The sequence below is a fragment of the Peribacillus sp. NPDC046944 genome (assembly GCF_050272735.1).
In the GTDB taxonomy this organism is placed as follows: Bacteria; Bacillota; Bacilli; order Bacillales; family DSM-1321; genus Peribacillus.
Genome location: NZ_JBNNML010000020.1, coordinates 15,905 through 33,106 on the forward strand (window position 1 = coordinate 15,905; position 17,202 = coordinate 33,106).

General features: G+C 36.1%; 12 protein-coding genes. 8 read left to right on the forward strand and 4 right to left on the reverse strand.

The genetic code is table 11. The features are described 5' to 3' along the window. Nucleotides 1-150: 150 nt before the first annotated feature. From phnD to ACQKIC_RS20300, 5 genes are all read left to right on the forward strand, one after another. Nucleotides 151-1,053, forward strand: a complete 903-nt coding sequence (phnD, locus tag ACQKIC_RS20280) for a phosphate/phosphite/phosphonate ABC transporter substrate-binding protein (RefSeq protein ID WP_427592215.1) — start codon at nt 151-153, stop codon at nt 1,051-1,053. A 97-nt stretch (nt 1,054-1,150) separates the two neighbouring features. Further along, the gene (locus tag ACQKIC_RS20285) at nt 1,151-2,455 is read left to right on the forward strand and encodes an ATP-binding protein (RefSeq protein ID WP_427592216.1); all 1,305 of its coding nucleotides are present in this window, start codon (nt 1,151-1,153) and stop codon (nt 2,453-2,455) included. Between the two features lie 49 nt (nt 2,456-2,504). Then, nucleotides 2,505-3,131, forward strand: coding sequence for a response regulator (locus ACQKIC_RS20290; RefSeq protein ID WP_427592217.1), 627 nt, complete (start codon nt 2,505-2,507; stop codon nt 3,129-3,131). 2,821 nt (nt 3,132-5,952) lie between these two features. Then, nucleotides 5,953-6,540: a TasA family protein gene (locus tag ACQKIC_RS20295; RefSeq protein WP_427591333.1), complete on the forward strand. Its 588-nt coding sequence runs from the start codon at nt 5,953-5,955 to the stop codon at nt 6,538-6,540. A gap of 1,492 nt (nt 6,541-8,032) precedes the next feature. Continuing rightward, the gene (locus ACQKIC_RS20300; RefSeq protein ID WP_427592218.1) at nt 8,033-9,688 is read left to right on the forward strand and encodes a M28 family peptidase; all 1,656 of its coding nucleotides are present in this window, start codon (nt 8,033-8,035) and stop codon (nt 9,686-9,688) included. A 424-nt stretch (nt 9,689-10,112) separates the two neighbouring features. Here ACQKIC_RS20300 and ACQKIC_RS20305 read toward each other — a convergent pair whose 3' ends face one another. Both ACQKIC_RS20305 and ACQKIC_RS20310 read right to left on the reverse strand, forming a co-directional pair. Further along, nucleotides 10,113-10,541: a MarR family winged helix-turn-helix transcriptional regulator gene (locus ACQKIC_RS20305; RefSeq protein ID WP_402956467.1), complete on the reverse strand. Its 429-nt coding sequence runs from the start codon at nt 10,539-10,541 to the stop codon at nt 10,113-10,115. Between the two features lie 252 nt (nt 10,542-10,793). Then, entirely contained in the window at nt 10,794-11,423 is a 630-nt protein-coding gene (locus tag ACQKIC_RS20310) for a nitroreductase family protein (protein WP_402876088.1), read from the reverse strand. Between the two features lie 683 nt (nt 11,424-12,106). Here ACQKIC_RS20310 and ACQKIC_RS20315 point away from each other — a divergent pair. Then, the gene (locus ACQKIC_RS20315) at nt 12,107-13,021 is read left to right on the forward strand and encodes a DNA/RNA non-specific endonuclease (RefSeq protein WP_427592222.1); all 915 of its coding nucleotides are present in this window, start codon (nt 12,107-12,109) and stop codon (nt 13,019-13,021) included. Nucleotides 13,022-13,193: 172 nt separating this feature from the next. On the opposite strand, the gene cyoE is transcribed toward ACQKIC_RS20315, so the two are convergent. Next, nucleotides 13,194-14,090 (reverse strand): heme o synthase, encoded by an 897-nt coding sequence (gene cyoE, locus ACQKIC_RS20320; RefSeq protein WP_427592219.1) that lies wholly within the window; start codon nt 14,088-14,090, stop codon nt 13,194-13,196. A 451-nt stretch (nt 14,091-14,541) separates the two neighbouring features. Here cyoE and ACQKIC_RS20325 point away from each other — a divergent pair, with 451 nt between their 5' ends. Then, nucleotides 14,542-15,285, forward strand: a complete 744-nt coding sequence (locus tag ACQKIC_RS20325) for an SDR family NAD(P)-dependent oxidoreductase (RefSeq protein ID WP_427592220.1) — start codon at nt 14,542-14,544, stop codon at nt 15,283-15,285. A gap of 518 nt (nt 15,286-15,803) precedes the next feature. On the opposite strand, the gene ACQKIC_RS20330 is transcribed toward ACQKIC_RS20325, so the two are convergent. After that, the gene (locus ACQKIC_RS20330) at nt 15,804-16,082 is read right to left on the reverse strand and encodes an RNA polymerase sigma factor (RefSeq protein WP_402876092.1); all 279 of its coding nucleotides are present in this window, start codon (nt 16,080-16,082) and stop codon (nt 15,804-15,806) included. Between the two features lie 259 nt (nt 16,083-16,341). Here ACQKIC_RS20330 and ACQKIC_RS20335 point away from each other — a divergent pair. Beyond that, on the forward strand, nt 16,342-17,202 hold an 861-nt coding region (locus ACQKIC_RS20335), incomplete at its 3' end, for a transposase (protein ID WP_427668745.1).

The window sequence follows — 17,202 nt, forward strand, 5'->3', positions numbered from 1 at the left end:
AGAAAATATCCTACACTGTGCGACCAAGACTATTAAACTAGTAACAATGTGAAACTATGATTGTGATATAATAGTAAATACTACTAATTACTAGGAATAAACTTCTAATCTGCAAATTGTTTTTGACGAATTCGTCCTAGAAAGGGATATATGGAAAAATTGTACAAGTCAATTCCGATTTTATTAATGATCACATTATTAATAGGTTGTGCGTCGAACCTATCAACCTATCAAATTGTTTTTTCAGAATATGAAAAGCAATCTACAAATATTAAAGAGGATAAACAAGATCCGATACGGTTGGCCATTTCGAGTGTGCTTTCTCCAACAGATACGATTATTTACTATCGAAAAATCGCAAATTATATCGGTAAAAAACTTAACCGACCAGCCATTTTAATCCAACGCAGAAGTTATAATGAAATAAACAACCTAATGATCAATGGGGGAGCTGATATAGCCTTGCTTCCAACAGGAGCTTATATCACGTATAGAGAAAACGGAGGATTTGAAGGAATTGCAACGCAAGAAAGATTTGGGAGCCCTTATTATTATGGTTACATTGTTGCAAGTGTTGAAAGCGGTTTCTCGACAATTGATGATTTGGAAGGCAAAGATGTTGCATTTTATGATCCTTCAAGTTATTCTGGATATCTTTTTGTGGAAGAAGAGTTGGAAAATTTGGGGGAAGACATCAAAAGCTTTTTTGGGAGACATGTATACACATATAGCCATGAACGATCCCTTAGTGCCGTTTTAAATAATACCGTAGATGCTGCAGCTGTCAATTCCCTAGTTTTTGAAACGATGGAACGTGAAAACCCTAAAGAAGTCAAAACATTAAAAATTATCGGAAAATCGATGCCATTAGGTACTGGACCTGTTGTTATCAGAAGTAATTTAGCTAAGGAAGAAAAGGAAATGATTAAAGCGAGTTTTCTTACTATGCACGAACAGGATTCTATGAAGATAGCACTTCAAGGTTTATATATTGATCGCTTTATCCCATTCGACTCGGAATATTATGAGGTTCTTTATGAAATGGATAAATAACTTGAAAATAAACCAAAAGATACTTGGGGCTATCATGTTCTCCTCACTTTTTCTAGCTAGCATTTTTGGATGGATCATATGGGATTCACTTACAAATATGATGACGGAGGATCTCGCGAAACGTGGTGTCAATATCGCAAAAAATGTTGCAGAAACAAGCTCAGACTACATTCTATTTGACGATCAATATGCGGTGGATAATCTTATTAAAGAAACAAAAAAGGTAGATGAAGAAATTCGCTATATCTTAGTTTTTGATAGTCGTCGCATGCTTTATGCCCATACATTTCCGAATCCTGAGATTCTGCCAAAGGGAATATTAAAGGCACATACGCCCAGAGGGATTACCCAACAAGAGTATACAACTTTATCCTCAGACGAAGGTAATATCCACGATGTCATTGTTCCTATCGAAGAAGGAGAAGTAGGGTATGTTCGAGTGGGGATGTCAGAGGAAAAATCGTTGGAATATATATATTCTAGAATCGTTAAATTACTGATTGCCACATTGTTAGTATCAATTGGTGCCATGGGAATGGCTTATTTTGCTACCCGTATGATAACTAAACCAATCAATACTTTAGTAGATGTAGCTTTAGGCATATCGGCAGGTAACTTTTCCTTAAGAGCAAAAGGAACCAATAACGATGAGATTGGAAAACTGGCACAAGCTTTTAATGAAATGACTGATCATCTTATTAATTCTAATAAAGAAGTGGACTATTTACTTAAGGAACTTCAACAAAAGGATTTATTGCGTGATAAGTTGATATCGAAGTTATTATCTGTTCAAGAGGATGAGAGAAAAAGAATTTCACGTGAACTTCATGATGAGACAAGTCAAGCTCTCACCTCATTAATGGTAACCATGCGAATTATGGCTAATGAGGCGAAAGATGGTGAACAACGTGAGTTACTTTATACAAGCAGAGATATAGCTGCAGGAATTTTAAAACAGATAAGGGATCTAGCCGTCGAATTACGGCCACCGATTCTTGATAAGATGGGGCTTGTTTCAGCGATAAAAAAATATGCGAGAAATTTTGAGGGGAAATACAAAACCCAAGTTCATTTATTTGTTCCTGATGATGACGTTACAATAGCTGAACATGTTACGTTGGCTCTATACCGAATTGTTCAAGAAAGCATGAGTAATGTGGTGAAACATACCAATGCTACTGAAATTATGATTGGCTTGGATATTAATAAACGATGGATCAATTTGACAATAAATGATAATGGTCAGGGAATTCATGAAGCAGATTTTGAAAAAGCTAAGCAACAAAATAGGATTGGTATACATGGAATGAAGGAAAGAGCAGAGTTGCAGGGTGGTACATTTTTTATCAGGACGAACAAGATGGGAGGGACAGAAATTTCCGTTTCTCTACCATTAAATTAGAAAGAAGTTGGTAAAGTTGAAACAGAGTTTCAAAAGGAAAATTAGTATTATGCTAGTTGATGATCATGCCATTCTTATATCAGGGTTAAAACTTTTATTGCAAAAACGGACTTCTTATCAAATTGTGGGAGTAGCTGATGATGGGCATAAGGCTCTTGAGCTTTATGATAAATTAGAGCCGGATATTTTGATCCTCGATATTTCTTTGCCCGGTATGGACGGACTACAGGTACTAAATAATATAAGGGCACGATATGAACATGCAAAAGTGATTGTTTTAACAATGTACGAAGATGAGGAATATGTATCATTAATTATGGGAGCGGGTGCATCGGGTTACGTCCCGAAAGTAGCTGTAGATGAAGAATTGTATTCTGCTATTGATACAGTTATGGATGGCTATATATACTTGCGGCCAAAGGAAATGACGTCAATGATAAAAAATAAGCAGAGTGAAGAAAAGATTCACAAGATGTATTCTACAATAAGCCCCCGCGAGAAAGAAGTACTACAGCTGATTGTTAAGGGACATTCATTAACTGAAATTGCAGGTGAACTACTGATAAGTATAAAAACAGTAGACACACATAAAACAAGAATCTTCAATAAACTAAACATTACTAAAAAAAGTGAACTGGTTGAATTCGTTTTTAAACATAATCTGATTGATATATAGAGGCAGCTGAATGTCGGTGCCTGTTTTTCGGTACGCTAATGTTTATAAATCGAGGGACAGAAACCATACCTCCAATGATTACTAGAACTTGTTTCTCTGAGTAACGCAATTTTACTGCTAGGGCAGATGGTATCAAATCCACTATAAAAAACTACCTAACACATCACATTAATACGAAACAACATTTAATGGAAGTGGTATCTCCCTGCCTAAGAAGAGATTTTCTTTTGTTATATTTATCAATTGTATACTTTCAGGGAATGCCTGCTCATCTTCACTGATTCCTTTTCTGATTGAGGCAATTTAATTGCTTTTCCCATTCAACTAACGGATCCTTTAGGAAGAAGGGATTTATAAAGCATACGGAAATTTCCCTTTAACATTCAAAGATAAAAAATTTAAAATACTAAAAAGCTAGGTTCTACTTTAGTAGGACTTAGCCAATCAATTAAACCTATCAGCACAATATGTTGCCACATACAGTCGACACACTGTGAAGCGGTGGAGTGGTTGGAGTTAGCATAATAAAAATTGAAAACCAAATATATATGTTGTACAAGAAAAGTTTGGTTTACAAGTCATAGGTGAAGAAACTCAATTATCAAATTATTTTGAGGAATGATTTGGTTCGGGAACAAAGCCTATTTTGAATGGGATAAACAAGAATTGCTAACTATCCAATCCATGAATCAAACTTTTTGATACTTATTTAACGCAGTTGAACTTCAGTGAATATACTCAATAAGATTGGCAGGGAAGGGGTCGGGGTTCGAATCCCTCATAGGTCATCACTTTCCAAAGGCTAGAATACTTGATAAATCAAGGGTTCTAACCTTTTTTGTTGTTGTCGTACTAACTGCATTTTAATCGGCTAGAGTGATTTGCTAGCATAGTTATTTTTCTTAGCTGAATTTTATAACCGGAAATAATCAATACAGAATTTTGATAAATCAACTTTCGAGACTTAATGTAATTAGTTGTTCTAGATTATTTTGTTCCATGAAATTGAAAGGAAAAAGGTGTAGGTTAACTCCCGCCCTCTCCAATAAAACACAATTATAGAGGGATTTTATGAAATAAGTGAGTAAGAACAGGCTATGTTGGATCATCTTATAAAAAAATATGTTGATAGTAAATTTGACGTTCTTAAAGTTGCAATTAAAGGTGTAGATAATAAAGAAATTATTAACTCTCTTCTAAATAATAATTTTTAAGCTATCAAGACGCAATCTCTCTCTATATAGACGGGTATGGAACGAATTTCTCTAGACCTTCTAATATAGAGAAATTTAAAAAAACTTTTAGTGTTTAAAGGTGACTCTACTACATCTCTTTTATATAAAATGTCCACCATCCACACTCACCACATGTGGAGTGCTGTGCGTTGATAATTTCTTTAATCCTCCAATTCTACACTTTTAGACATTCATTTTTGGACATTCTTCGATTAGCATTTTTATCTCTGAAGTATTAACTTTAATCCAAATTATGCACCATTTCACATTCAGTAACCATCGACTCCTCTACTATTCTATAGCATGCCAATATCCCGGAGTATAAAATGTCAGGATCTACATGGACTTGATTATTAAAGGTATCGACAAGTTTTTTTTATATCAAAAATATCTCTACAAAACAGGTCAAAACCTATGAACAACTGACAAATACTTTGAAAGGTATCCATTAAATACGTCGATTCCTACCTATTAAACAAATTGAATGTAGGGTTTTGTCAAATAAAACATTTTTATAAATCCGAAAACCAACAAAATTTTCACTAAGTAATGCTTATGATTAACACTAAGATTTAAAGGAATCTATTAAATATTTTTTAAAGAGATCATCATATCTATGCACCTGGAAAATCTGAATTTACAAATATAACCAAATGGTAAATTTCATGCAGGTGTTGTCCGATTTATGACTATACGGTTTATGGCTTTGGAGGGGGGATAAACTAGGTAAGGCATTAAGCTGTGACAGGAGGCGAGGTGATTAAGGAGCGTGTTTCTAACCAATGTTGAAGCCTCCAGCTAAATAGTAATGATTTAAAAGCGTCTGGGACGGTATTTGCGGATATTATCTCGCGTGAAATACCAACAAGGCAGTAAATTCAGCCGAACCGGGCTCCACGGTATCAACATAACGATTTAACACCTAGCAATTACCTAACCGGACTGGCGTAACAGTATGATAGGCGGTAAGTACAATGAAAAATCAGAATCTGCGGATAAGGTTGTCAAACAAATGCTTGGTTTCAAAGTGATGTTGGATCATCAAAAAAATACGAATATGCAATGATTGAGGTCTGGCAGTAGGTTAGATTACACATGTCAGGATATGCCTTCTGTGCCGGGGGAGGCACGGCGTAGGGGGGGGAAACGTGAAAGTGACAATTTATGAAGAGAAAAGTACAACCCCATCATGTTAAAAAGGGGAGATCGTTACTTATAAAACAAGTGACGGAATCCTGATTACCCATCGGATTTTTAAGGGACAGGGACGCAATACATAACAAAGGGCAATCACAACAATATACCGGATGCCACTATATTTCATTGGGCATCTATATAGGGGTTACAATTCCTTATATCGGTCACTTTGTCAAATCAAGTGAGACTAGCGCTTTACTGCTTATTCTACTGGGGGTGTTGTTATTCTTAATGCAGGTTTTACAATTTGGTAGACCTTAAGGGGAATTGAAAGTAAAGAAGATAGCGAAGGAACAATATCAATTAGATTCGGTTATAAAACTACAATTTGATAGTCGTTTAAAAATAACATCCCTAAAAAAGGGGAAAAAGCTTAAGGAGGAGTAAATATGGAATTGAAAAAGAAGTTAGGTATGGGAATTATGGCGGGAATAATGGGGGTATCTTTAATTGGGGGGGGAACTTTCGCGTACTTTAGTGACAGTGCAGATGCGAGCGGTACGTTTGCGGCGGGGACACTCGATTTATCTGTGCAACCCACAACGATTATTGATATCAGCAACATCGCTCCTGGAGACTCGATGACGCGTGTTTTTGAACTGCATAATGATGGGACACTAGATATCAAAGACGTGACGTTGGGTACCCAGTATTCCGTGGTTGATACCAAAGGGGATAACACGGAGGATTTTGGCAAGTATATTGAAGTGGAATTTCTGTACAATATGGACCAATATAATGAAATCATTTACAAAACAACATTGGATAAGCTAAAGGGTATGAGCCCAAAAGCGGTGTCAGAAAAGATATTTAACGAAGCTCTTGATGGTGGCATCCTTAAGGTGGGCGATGAACATGATTTAGTAGTGAAGTTCAATTTCATTGATAACGAGGGAGATCAAAATCAATTCCAAGGGGATAAACTTAAACTATCATGGACTTTTAACGCCACACAAGGCAAAGGTAGAGACCTATAAGATAAAAAAAGCTGTGTCATGGCTGTTTACTTATTTCGATTTGGACACTTCCCTATCAAACTTGATTATTGATTTTCGCATTTATGAGATAGATTCATAGGAAAAAAAACAATAGAATGGATGGGACAGTTGGAGAACTGTCCCGTCTCATTTAAGAAAGTTTAGAATTGAGAAACCAAATTGGCATTTATTTGCTGCCTGAACTTTGCCCTATATAGTTACGTTTTTACAATACCCAGTAAAATATCGGAGGCATTTTAAAGCTTATTAAGCTTTTTATTTGATGGGTAAACTCAAGTCTGATCAGTCAGCGACAATGACTCTGGAAAGTTATGAAAAGTAGGAATTAAGATAATTGATGAAATTGATCAGTTTTAGCCATTTTATCCTTGTTATTTTTACTTCTCCTGCGCCGGGCAAGGTACACGTTAAAACGGACTATGGAAATATCACATAGGGACAATTGTACCCATTTCATCCATTAGTAGTTGGTATTAATATCGTAGAACCTTACATCAATTACATAGTTAATTATCATAACGAAAGTGTTTGTCATTATAAAGTATCAGGCTATTCTTATGGAATGATTACACCACCCTTGAATTTTTAGAAGGGGACGGAGGAAAATGTATCAAAAAAAAATTGATGGGAGGTGATTTGCAGGCGCTCTCCTATTAGGGTGCTTAAGAGGTAATTCCCTTAAGTTGCATAAGAATTGAGGTTAAATAAAGGCTCTTGTATTCCTCAATTTGTTAAATGTCAAATGCTATGGGGATGTCTGCCTTAAGGGCCCTATTAAGAATTTGGGAAGAGCGGATAGTTTGCCAAGCTACGCTACTAATGTTTTCAAAGTAAAGGCGTGGAATGTTAAAAAAATCAAGGATTAGATTGAAAAAGAAAAAAGGGAGCATTTTTAAAAAGCTCTCACTTGGTATGACGGGGTGTCAATCGTGGGAGACAAACATGACAGTAAAGAAGCATTAGTAAATACTGGCCTTGTAAAAGATGGGGATTCAGTTACCCACGTATCATGAAGGTATGGAGGCTGAACTTCGCGTAGAATCGAATGATGAGAGTTATTACTAGTCTCATAGAGGCTACATAAGTTCCTACATCCCTTTATTAGACCTAGACAACAGGATAACACGGAAGAAGCTGGCACTATTTTTTCGATTGTACCTTGAGTTTCTAAGATTGGCCAGCCTTTTCCTTATGACTGGATTTAACGAAGGAATGTAGACACACTGATGCCTAAAGAATTGGGAGGGATGTCAACATAGGCATTTATTGATCCATTATGTATGCAGTGCATAAATCCCTATTACTACTTTCCATAATTATCTAGTAGTGACAGCACAGCGTACCCATATCTTGAGATAGTTTCATATAATATTAAAATACTGTAAGAAACTTAGTCAAAAAGTATTTTTATGACACTCTATCAATGGTTAAAACCGTTGATACTACAACATTTATACAGGGGAGGAATATGATGAAAAGGTTTGGTCTGAAAAAAGTTTTTTCAATAGCGATAATAATTGCATTTCTACTTGGTACGAACCAAATGAGTTCTACGGCTGCGGAAAATCGAATTTTCAATGATATGCCACATACAGGAAATGTTTTCGCAGACATGGAAAAACAAATTGATTATTTTAAAGAAGATGGGAATATTCGGAGTGATATCGCGGTCCGTACATTGAAAATGCACATTAGCGGAGTAGCTCTTTTTCAAAAACAAGGACAGACTGATAAGGTAATTAAACAAATGCAGAGTTTTAAACGCCTGCTTGATAATCAGAAAAGCAACGGGGGCATTTCCGGAATAGCGCATGATGTCCTGAATACTTACACGCAATACGTGATTGGGAATATTAATGGTTCATTTAACTCCGATAATGTTATGAAGCATATCAAACACCTAAGTATTGATATTGGGCCAAGGGAGGCAGGCAGTGAGGGTGAGAGGGCAGGAGCTGAATACATTGAAAGTGTGTTGAAAAGTTACGGCTATGAGACCAAAATTGAGGAAGCGCCAAGGAGCAACCGAGTTGAATTGATACTTAAGATACTCTCCGACAATAACAAAAAACTTCCATTGAGGGCCGTTAGCGGAGCCCCTCAAACGACTGGGGACGGTATCACAGGGAATATATATCATGCGGGGAATGGTCAACCGAGTGATTTCACTGCGGCTGCAAGTGGCAAAATCGCCTTAGTACAAAATGGTGGAATCACTGCCGGGGCCAAGGTGCAAAACGCAATGGCTGCAGGGGCGAAAGGTGTCCTTATATATGACAACCAGGATCGCTTTACCCTTCCATCTGTTTCCTTAGGCAGCGTACGCCCGAACATTCCGGTTGGGACAATTACCAAGAAGGATGGGGAAGCATTTGTTTCTCAACTTTCCAAAGGAAATGTAGAAGTCCAACTTTCAATTAAAACACTGACGAATCAAAAAACAGTCAATGTAATCGCTGTAAAAAAACCAAAAGGCATTGAAAATCCTGAAATTTATTACATTGGCTCACATTTGGACAGTGTTGCATTCGCGCCAGGGGCCAATGATGATGCCTCCGGGACGTCTACACTAATGGAGTTGGCAAGGATTTTTAAGGACTATGATGGCGACAAAGAATTACGCTTCGCTGCATTTGGGGGCGAAGAACTTGGATTTGTCGGCTCGAAATACCATATCGGTAATTTGTCAGAAGATGAAGTTAAAAGAACAAAAGTTCAGTTTCAGATGGATATGACTGGTACGGCTTGGGTACCTGCCTCGCAACTTTTTATTAATACTGTAGATGGGAAATCGAATCTTGTTTCGCAATCAACACACCAAGCTGCTGAAAAACTAGATATTAATAAGGATTTATTGCCTGTTCATATGTTGAGTAGGTCTGATCATGTTCCATTTCACGAGAAAGGGGTACCATCAGCATTGTTCATATGGATGGAACCTGGTACACCACCTGGGGGAGCTAATATTGAGCCTTATTATCACTCGTTAGAGGATAAAATAGAGCATGTAAGCCCTGAAAGAATACAACTTACGGGGGATGTAGTTTTTAAAGCTATTTCTGATCTAATTGGTTTCCAAGAAAATAGTGGTAATAATGAAGAGGCATCACTAAAGGATGCTTCATAGATTCATAGTTAAACAGCTGAATGCCTGGAGAACAGCTTGGTTTTGTATAGAATATCCAGATAAGTAACCAAAAATATCAAACATTTCCTTGGGAAGCCTAAGGGAATATTTGATACACTCACCACATTGCGAAGCTGTCGCGGTACTGGAATAGTTTAATAAGCGAAAAATAGCTGTGTCAAATTCCGGGTTTGAGTGGATTTCGGCACAGCTTTTCTTTTGTAGATATGATTTATAGTTAAACAGGATTAGTTGCGAAATATCAAGGCTATGAATAAAGAAATGAACAACTGAGGGCTGCATTTACAGAACAAGAAAAAATCCTTACGTCTGCTTCGGCTGAAAAACAAGTATTTGAAGAAGCACTAGCTGCTACTCTTAGTTTGTCTTAATACAATAGATTTTTACAATGAAGAGCAAAAAATTAAAGCTTCTCTATATTGCGATTTAAGCGCGTGAGAAATTGCTTGAGTTGCTGTAATTCGCTTTCTGAAAAATCATCATAGAGATCATTCATAAATTGATTTTTAAACATTGTACAGCCTTCTAATAATGCTCGTCCTTTATCTGAAATCGTTACAAGTACTTCGCGATTGTTTTTTTCATTACGTTTGCGTTCAACATATTGCTGTTCTTCAAGCAACTTTAAATGGCGCGTGATGGCCGATTGATCGATAGCTAAGGATTGTTGTAGTACCTTCTGTGTAACACTATCCTTTTTAACTAAAGAAACTAAAATTTCATATCTAGTCAAACTAACTTCTGTTCTTTTTTCGAAAATTTGAGTGACGTGACGGTCTAACCTTTTCAACATCATAATCATTTGTTTCTTATCATCCAAACAAACTTCCATACTATTCCTCCTCACATTGGTTGCTCGTCGTTTTGCGCTCACTAAAACTTGTGTTCGAATTCGGCCCTATTATAAAAGCAATTTAGGTATCTAACGATATACGCCAAAAACTGCTCTTTGTTACATTAAGCTTTTGGACACTTTGCGATCCCTATATGATAGCATTTCCGTTCATTTGGATTAAGTATAACAAATTTCAAACTTACGTGAATCAAGATATGATTAATGCTTTAGCGATACGGATCAATTCACTTAGCTTGAAAAACGGATAATTTGTTCAAACGGTAAACGTGATGAATTACGTGCTGGCATAGCAGGCTTTCCGATAGCAATTAAAATCATCGGTAACTCATTGGCAGGTAGCTCATACTTTTTAGCGAATGCTGCTTTATCAAAACCGCCCATTATTACTGTTTCATAGCCCATGTCCTTCGCTAAAAGTACTACTTGCATAGAAATTAAACCAACATCTAAATGTGCAATATTTGTTCGTTCAATTTCAGAAAAATTACTATATGCAGATTCAGAATTGGCAATCATCATATCAGCAATATCACGTGGCATATAACCTAGCTCAACATTTAAATCATTAATTTGTTTAGCGTTTTTATACATTTCATTATCGCCTAATACCGCAATAATCGCTGATGATGTTTCGATTTGTTCCTGATTAAATCCAGCAATGCGTAGTTCTTTCTTTTGCTCTTGATCATCAATAACAAGGAAGCGCCAAGGCTGTAAGTTACTTGATGATGGAGCTGATGTTGCTTGTTCTAAAATATGTTGAATTTGCTCACGAGGAATCGTAACACCAGGCTCATATTTACGCACCGATTTACGTTCATCCATTAATTTTTCTAAAGCTGTTTTTTGTTGTATCATATTTTTCACCCTTTTTTGTTGGAATTTGAATCGGCTTTTATTATAGTTGATTAGTCAACAGTTGACAAGTCATTTATCAATTCAGGATTTTTGATAGGAGAATGATTCGACAATTGGCACGGAAGAGATTCGGGGTTCGAATCCCTTACAGGTCATCTGATTGGTAGGCCAGAATCCTTGATATATCAAAAGATTTAGTTCTTTTTCTGTTATTATTTACATGATATTATTTAAATTCCCTAAAATGGTAGCAATTACAAAATGGTATCGTTAAGCGGTTAAAGAGGTAATTATAATAAAGATAAAATTAACGCCAGAGAAGCCAAAAAGATAGAAACGGTTTGCGTGAGCCATGGCACTGAATAGGGATGACCACGATGATATAAATTAAATTGCTTAGGTACTAATACATGGAGCACCTGTCATTAGGTTCTGCTATGTATTTTTTTACATGGAAACTTATCCTAGATCACACTGACGGAAATAATTTTAGCTGAGTATGTGAATTTGTACGTGAGTTATCGTGTGAATTGTACAGAGGAAAAGAAAAATAGAATAACATTATGTGATAAGATACACTTAAATGTTTTTAAGGTTATTAAGTTAGTAAAGTTATTATACTATTATAAGGAGTCCTAAAAGTGAAAAGGATAACAAGTTATTTAGCATTACTTTTGACGATTATGTTTATGGTTGGTTGCAACGAAGAAAATGCAACCATTACAGAAGGAGAAACAGATTCACAAGAAGTAACCACAGTCAATACTGATGAAAATAGTATAAAGGAAGAGACTATCAATACGGATCTTGACGGATCAATAGTTGAAGAAACAACAACCGAACCAAACGATGAAAAGTTCTCAGGATACAAACGTATTGAAATTGATGGTGGTGATTTGTCTGGATATCGTGAACCCAACGTCGTTGTTGACATTGGCTATGGGGACCGTGAATATTGGGCATTTACTAATGAATACGGGCAACTAGTACGTGTCATCGCTGACGAAATTACTTTACAAGATGACCGTAACGAACCTGTAACATCGTCTGGAAGATACTATTCTGATGAGGCGAAAGTTCCAGGTGTCGAAAGTGATGTTCTAGATGAAGGACATATCATCGCTGATTCTCTCGGAGGGGTATCGAATGCATATAATATTACCCCACAAGATAGTACACTTAACCGCCACGGTGACCAAGCTTATATGGAGAATGCGATTCGTAGTGCAGGTGGAGCCACTAATTTTGAAGCGATTATTACATATCCAAATTCGAAAACGCAGATTCCTTCACATTATCAATATACCTATACGTTAAGGGGCAACAAGATTGTTGATTCATTTGACAATGGAAACCCTGATGAAGTAAATGCATCACTCGGTTTAACAGGCAGCAAACCTTCTAATTCAGATAGATCAAATCAAAATTCAACGAGTTCAAATAAAAACGGTGATATTTCTAGTGTTGATACTAACGGAAATGGACAAGTTACGATTAAAGAAGCAAAAGAAGCAGGTTTCAGTATGCCCATAACGAGGGATCATTGGTTATATCCCTATATGCGTGATAACGATAATGACGGTATGGTAGGTGAGTAAGAGCCTTTAAGGTAAAATAAAGATTATTCACTAACAGATTTTTGCATTAATTTTATAAATAAACGGGGTTGTCCTAAAAGTCATTTGCCAGACTTTTGGGACAGCCCCGTTTTTTATTTTGCCTAATTGGCTGTATTTGAGCTTATAGAAGTATGCTGGTTAAGTACGTTCATTATAATGCGTTTAAAATTAACCCGATTGAAGCGTAGATAATTACCGTGAAGTAGATAACCATCATGTGTACTAAGGAAAATATAAACATTTTATTTGCCCAAACCTTCAGTTCGTTTTTACGTTGTCCGAATAAGCTGAGACCTAACCATATCAGGCCTAAAATAAGTGAAATTAAAGTAAGGCCTAAGCTTAGTGGTAGAAATAAAAAGCTGGACAGCACCAATAGAACTAAATAGAAATTTGTTTGAATATATGTCCGTTTCCTACTTTTTACAACGGGAAGCATGGGAATATTTGCTGCAGCATAATCTTTTTCCTTACGGATGGCAATCGCATAAAAGTGAGGCATTTGCCAAATCACCATGATTAAAAACAATGCCCAGCAAGCGGGATGCCAAATATCTGGAGCGACTGATGCCCAACCGATTAAAGGAGGCATGGCACCAGAAATACTCCCAACTTCCGTATTCCAAATAGTATGGCGTTTAGTCCACATTGTATAAGGGACAACGTAGAAAAATACCCCTAAAAATCCAAGTAAAGATGCTAATGGAGAGGTTAAATATAATAAAACTAACCCGATCACTAGTAATAAAATGGCAGCTACTAAAACTTTTTTAATCGATATAGCACCTGTAACTGTAGGGCGAACCTTTGTACGAGCCATAATGGCATCAATATCGCGATCATAAATGTTATTGAACGCACCGGCTGCGGCTATAACGGCTGCTGTTCCTAAAAATGCAAAAACTACATTCCAAACGTTATCTACAAAACTGTATTGATACGTATATAAAGCGAGCATTAATCCTGCGATCATTGGAATAAGATTTGACTTGATAATTCCTGTTTTAACTACTTGAGCCCATAAGGTCATCTGTGATTGCTTTTTCATTGTATTTTGTAGCTCCTCTTTTATTCACAAGAACTAATATAACCTATAAGGTTAGCTAAATTCCATCATAATATTGCTTTTCTACAATCATTTTTAATTATATCATGTCTATATCTAATGAGATAAAAATATAGATGAACTTTATCCATTTCTTTGTTTTACAACATTGATTGCTTGCTAGGGGATAGTGGGATGGAAATGATATGGGTTAGTTGATCCAACATGAAAAATCATTGCTTTTGTGTACAGCTACTGAAACATGCAATGGACTTCTCGAAAGAAGTGTACGAAATAAGGAGATTATAATGACTCATGACTCAACCATATTCTTCTGCTTGGAAAATATTGAGTGGCTCTGAATATCCAAAATTGAATGGATAAATACATTCCTTTGACAAATAATAATTGTGAGAAAGTAAGCGGGAATTTTATTTTACATTGGAGGAATATCATGGGTAAATTGGATGGTAAAGTAGCTATCATTACAGGGGCAGCACAAGGGATGGGTGCCATGCATGTTCGCAAATTCGTGGAAGAAGGCGCAAAAGTAGCAATTACGGATCTAAACTTTGAAGGTGTACAAAAACTAGCCAATGAATTGGGAGAAAATACAATCGCTCTTAAATTAGATGTTGCTAGTGAAGAGAACTGGGTAGAAGTGGTAGGAAAAACAGAAGAAACATTTGGTCCAATCAATGTTTTAGTAAACAACGCAGGCATTGGTATTTTCAAAACTTTAGAAGAATTAACCGTAAAAGACTTCGAATTAACATTTAAAGTAGATGAACTGGGAGTATTCTTGGGAATGCAAAAAGTACTTCCTTCTATGAAAAAAGCTGGCGTAGGTTCAATTGTTAACATTTCATCAGTAGATGGTTTAGTAAGTGCGCCAACGGCCATTGCTTATAGTGCTTCTAAACATGCTGTCACGGGTATGACAAAAGGGGCTGCTGCAGAGCTTGGACCCTATAATATCCGTGTGAATTCCGTACATCCTGGAATCATCAAAACACCTATGGCTGACCAACCAGATGTTGAAGAATATCTAAAGCAACTTGAACAAGATATTCCCCTAAGAAGAAGAGCAGAAATAAAGGAAGTTTCTAATTTAGTTATGTACCTTGCATCTGATGAATCTAGCTATTCGACTGGAAGTCAATTCGTAGTAGATGGCGGAATGATCTCTGACCTATAAAAAGAGGGAATGGTTATGAGGAAATTTTCAAATGCAGTCTTTATATTTTACTAATTATTACTATTATTGGCGCAATTCTGTAGTGGGATTGTGCTTTCTTATGATTATAGATCTAATAATGGCATGTAGCTTGTCGAGTTAGAGAAAAGAATATATGATGACAAACAAATTATCACGACAGATTTTAATAAAAATTCAAAAGGGCTCGGAATTAAATACTTCCGAACCCTTTTACCTTCAAATTAAACGTCGTGTATGATGGGTTAATTTCTATGTGAAATGTTATATTACACAATTATGTTTTCTAGATAGATGATGAAAAATTAATTCTTGGGAAATCTTCGAAATCTCATTCATATAGTTAATTACGGAAAAAGTTCTGTTGAATTTTAATAATCCAATTTCCTATGACTATAAGTTCAAGTTCCTTTTTTAACATAGAATCAATTTTAATCCCTGGATGGAAGAGAATATGGTGAAGTAGAGGAGACGATTTAATAGTAAGGTTTGTATGATTATTAATCTTTTTTAAGATAACGTTTATAATATACATGATTATAAACGATCCTTTTCATGAGAAAGGTAGATATCTTCGTGTCGTTAGAATCCTTAAAGTATTGAGGAGAGTCCCATAACTCTTTAAAAACTTCTGAAATTAAGTTTTCTGAATAGATCTTAGATCCAGTTAATTTTAAGGCAATACTCTTTAGCATTTCTTCATGATTAGAGTATAACTTACTAAAATACTCGGTATCTTTATCTAATATATGAGTAACAATTTCATTTTTTGTATCCAATATTACACCTCATTTCTGTGTTGCTATAGGTAATATGTACCCTGTTTTTACTGAAGGAAAACTTGAAATCATGAGAAGCAGAACTTTATATAGAACAAGGTTGCAGAATTTATGATATTTGCAGCTAAAAGGGGCTGTCCCAAAAGTCAGGAAAATGACTTTTAGGGCAACCCTTTTTTTATGAAATTTATGCACAAAAAAATCGCCCTTTTTAGTAAAATGAAGTTACCACACACCATTTATGAAAGGACGATTATTTATGAGCAATCCAAAGATTACTACAGAAAATTATAACATGGAACAAACTATACTACCACTCACCATTCAAGAGGAAACTACCGTTCCTCAAAAACGAAATTCCACACCTACTTTTATTCCCTATGATAACCAACAAACCACTGTTATTTTTGACATTCAGGATCTCATTCCGGTTCACCACGTGGCGCGTGTAATCGATCAAATGATTGAATCAGTAGAAGATAAAGTCTTTTTTGAGCACTATAATGGTGGCGGACGTAGCTCTTACCATCCCAAAATGATGACGAAAGTCATTTTGTATGCCTATTCTCAAAAAGTCTATTCCTGTCGTGAAATCGCTAAACTGGTTGAAGAAAATATCCCAACAATATGGCTGGCTGCCCTGCAGAAACCGGATTATCGAACGATTAATCGATTTCGCACACAACAAATGGAAAAGCTCCTTCCGAAGCTATTTGAAGAAATGATCCATCAACTAATAGAAGAAAAGCACATCACAATGGAGAACTATTTCCTAGACGGAACAAAAATTGAAGCCAGTGCAAACAAGTATTCATTTGTGTGGAAAAAGGCGACGACCAAATTTGAGGCGAAGCTGCAAGAAAAAATTGAAGAAACGTACCAACAGATTCAGACCATTACAAATGAAGAAGGGCATGAACTGTCTGCTCAAGACGAAACGTCCTTTTTAACGGCAGAGGAAAAACTAACTCAAATAGAAAAAGCATTAGTGAAAAAAGTTGAAAAAGAAACGAATGGTATCCAGATTGAAGAAGATGTCCAGGTACGAAAAGAAAAACGACGGGAACTCAGTCCGGTTAAGAAACTATTGAAATTAGTGCGCGAAGACTTAGGTCCACGA

Coding starts and splice junctions, on each gene's coding strand:
- cyoE (WP_427592219.1), bottom strand. CDS start 14,090: ATGAAAAAGCAATCACAGATGACCTTATGGGCTCAAGTAGTTAAAACA.
- ACQKIC_RS20290 (WP_427592217.1), top strand. CDS start 2,505: ATGCTAGTTGATGATCATGCCATTCTTATATCAGGGTTAAAACTTTTA.
- phnD (WP_427592215.1), top strand. CDS start 151: ATGGAAAAATTGTACAAGTCAATTCCGATTTTATTAATGATCACATTA.
- ACQKIC_RS20295 (WP_427591333.1), top strand. CDS start 5,953: ATGGAATTGAAAAAGAAGTTAGGTATGGGAATTATGGCGGGAATAATG.
- ACQKIC_RS20315 (WP_427592222.1), top strand. CDS start 12,107: ATGTTTATGGTTGGTTGCAACGAAGAAAATGCAACCATTACAGAAGGA.
- ACQKIC_RS20305 (WP_402956467.1), bottom strand. CDS start 10,541: ATGGAAGTTTGTTTGGATGATAAGAAACAAATGATTATGATGTTGAAA.
- ACQKIC_RS20325 (WP_427592220.1), top strand. CDS start 14,542: ATGGGTAAATTGGATGGTAAAGTAGCTATCATTACAGGGGCAGCACAA.
- ACQKIC_RS20300 (WP_427592218.1), top strand. CDS start 8,033: ATGAAAAGGTTTGGTCTGAAAAAAGTTTTTTCAATAGCGATAATAATT.
- ACQKIC_RS20310 (WP_402876088.1), bottom strand. CDS start 11,423: ATGATACAACAAAAAACAGCTTTAGAAAAATTAATGGATGAACGTAAA.
- ACQKIC_RS20285 (WP_427592216.1), top strand. CDS start 1,151: ATGATGACGGAGGATCTCGCGAAACGTGGTGTCAATATCGCAAAAAAT.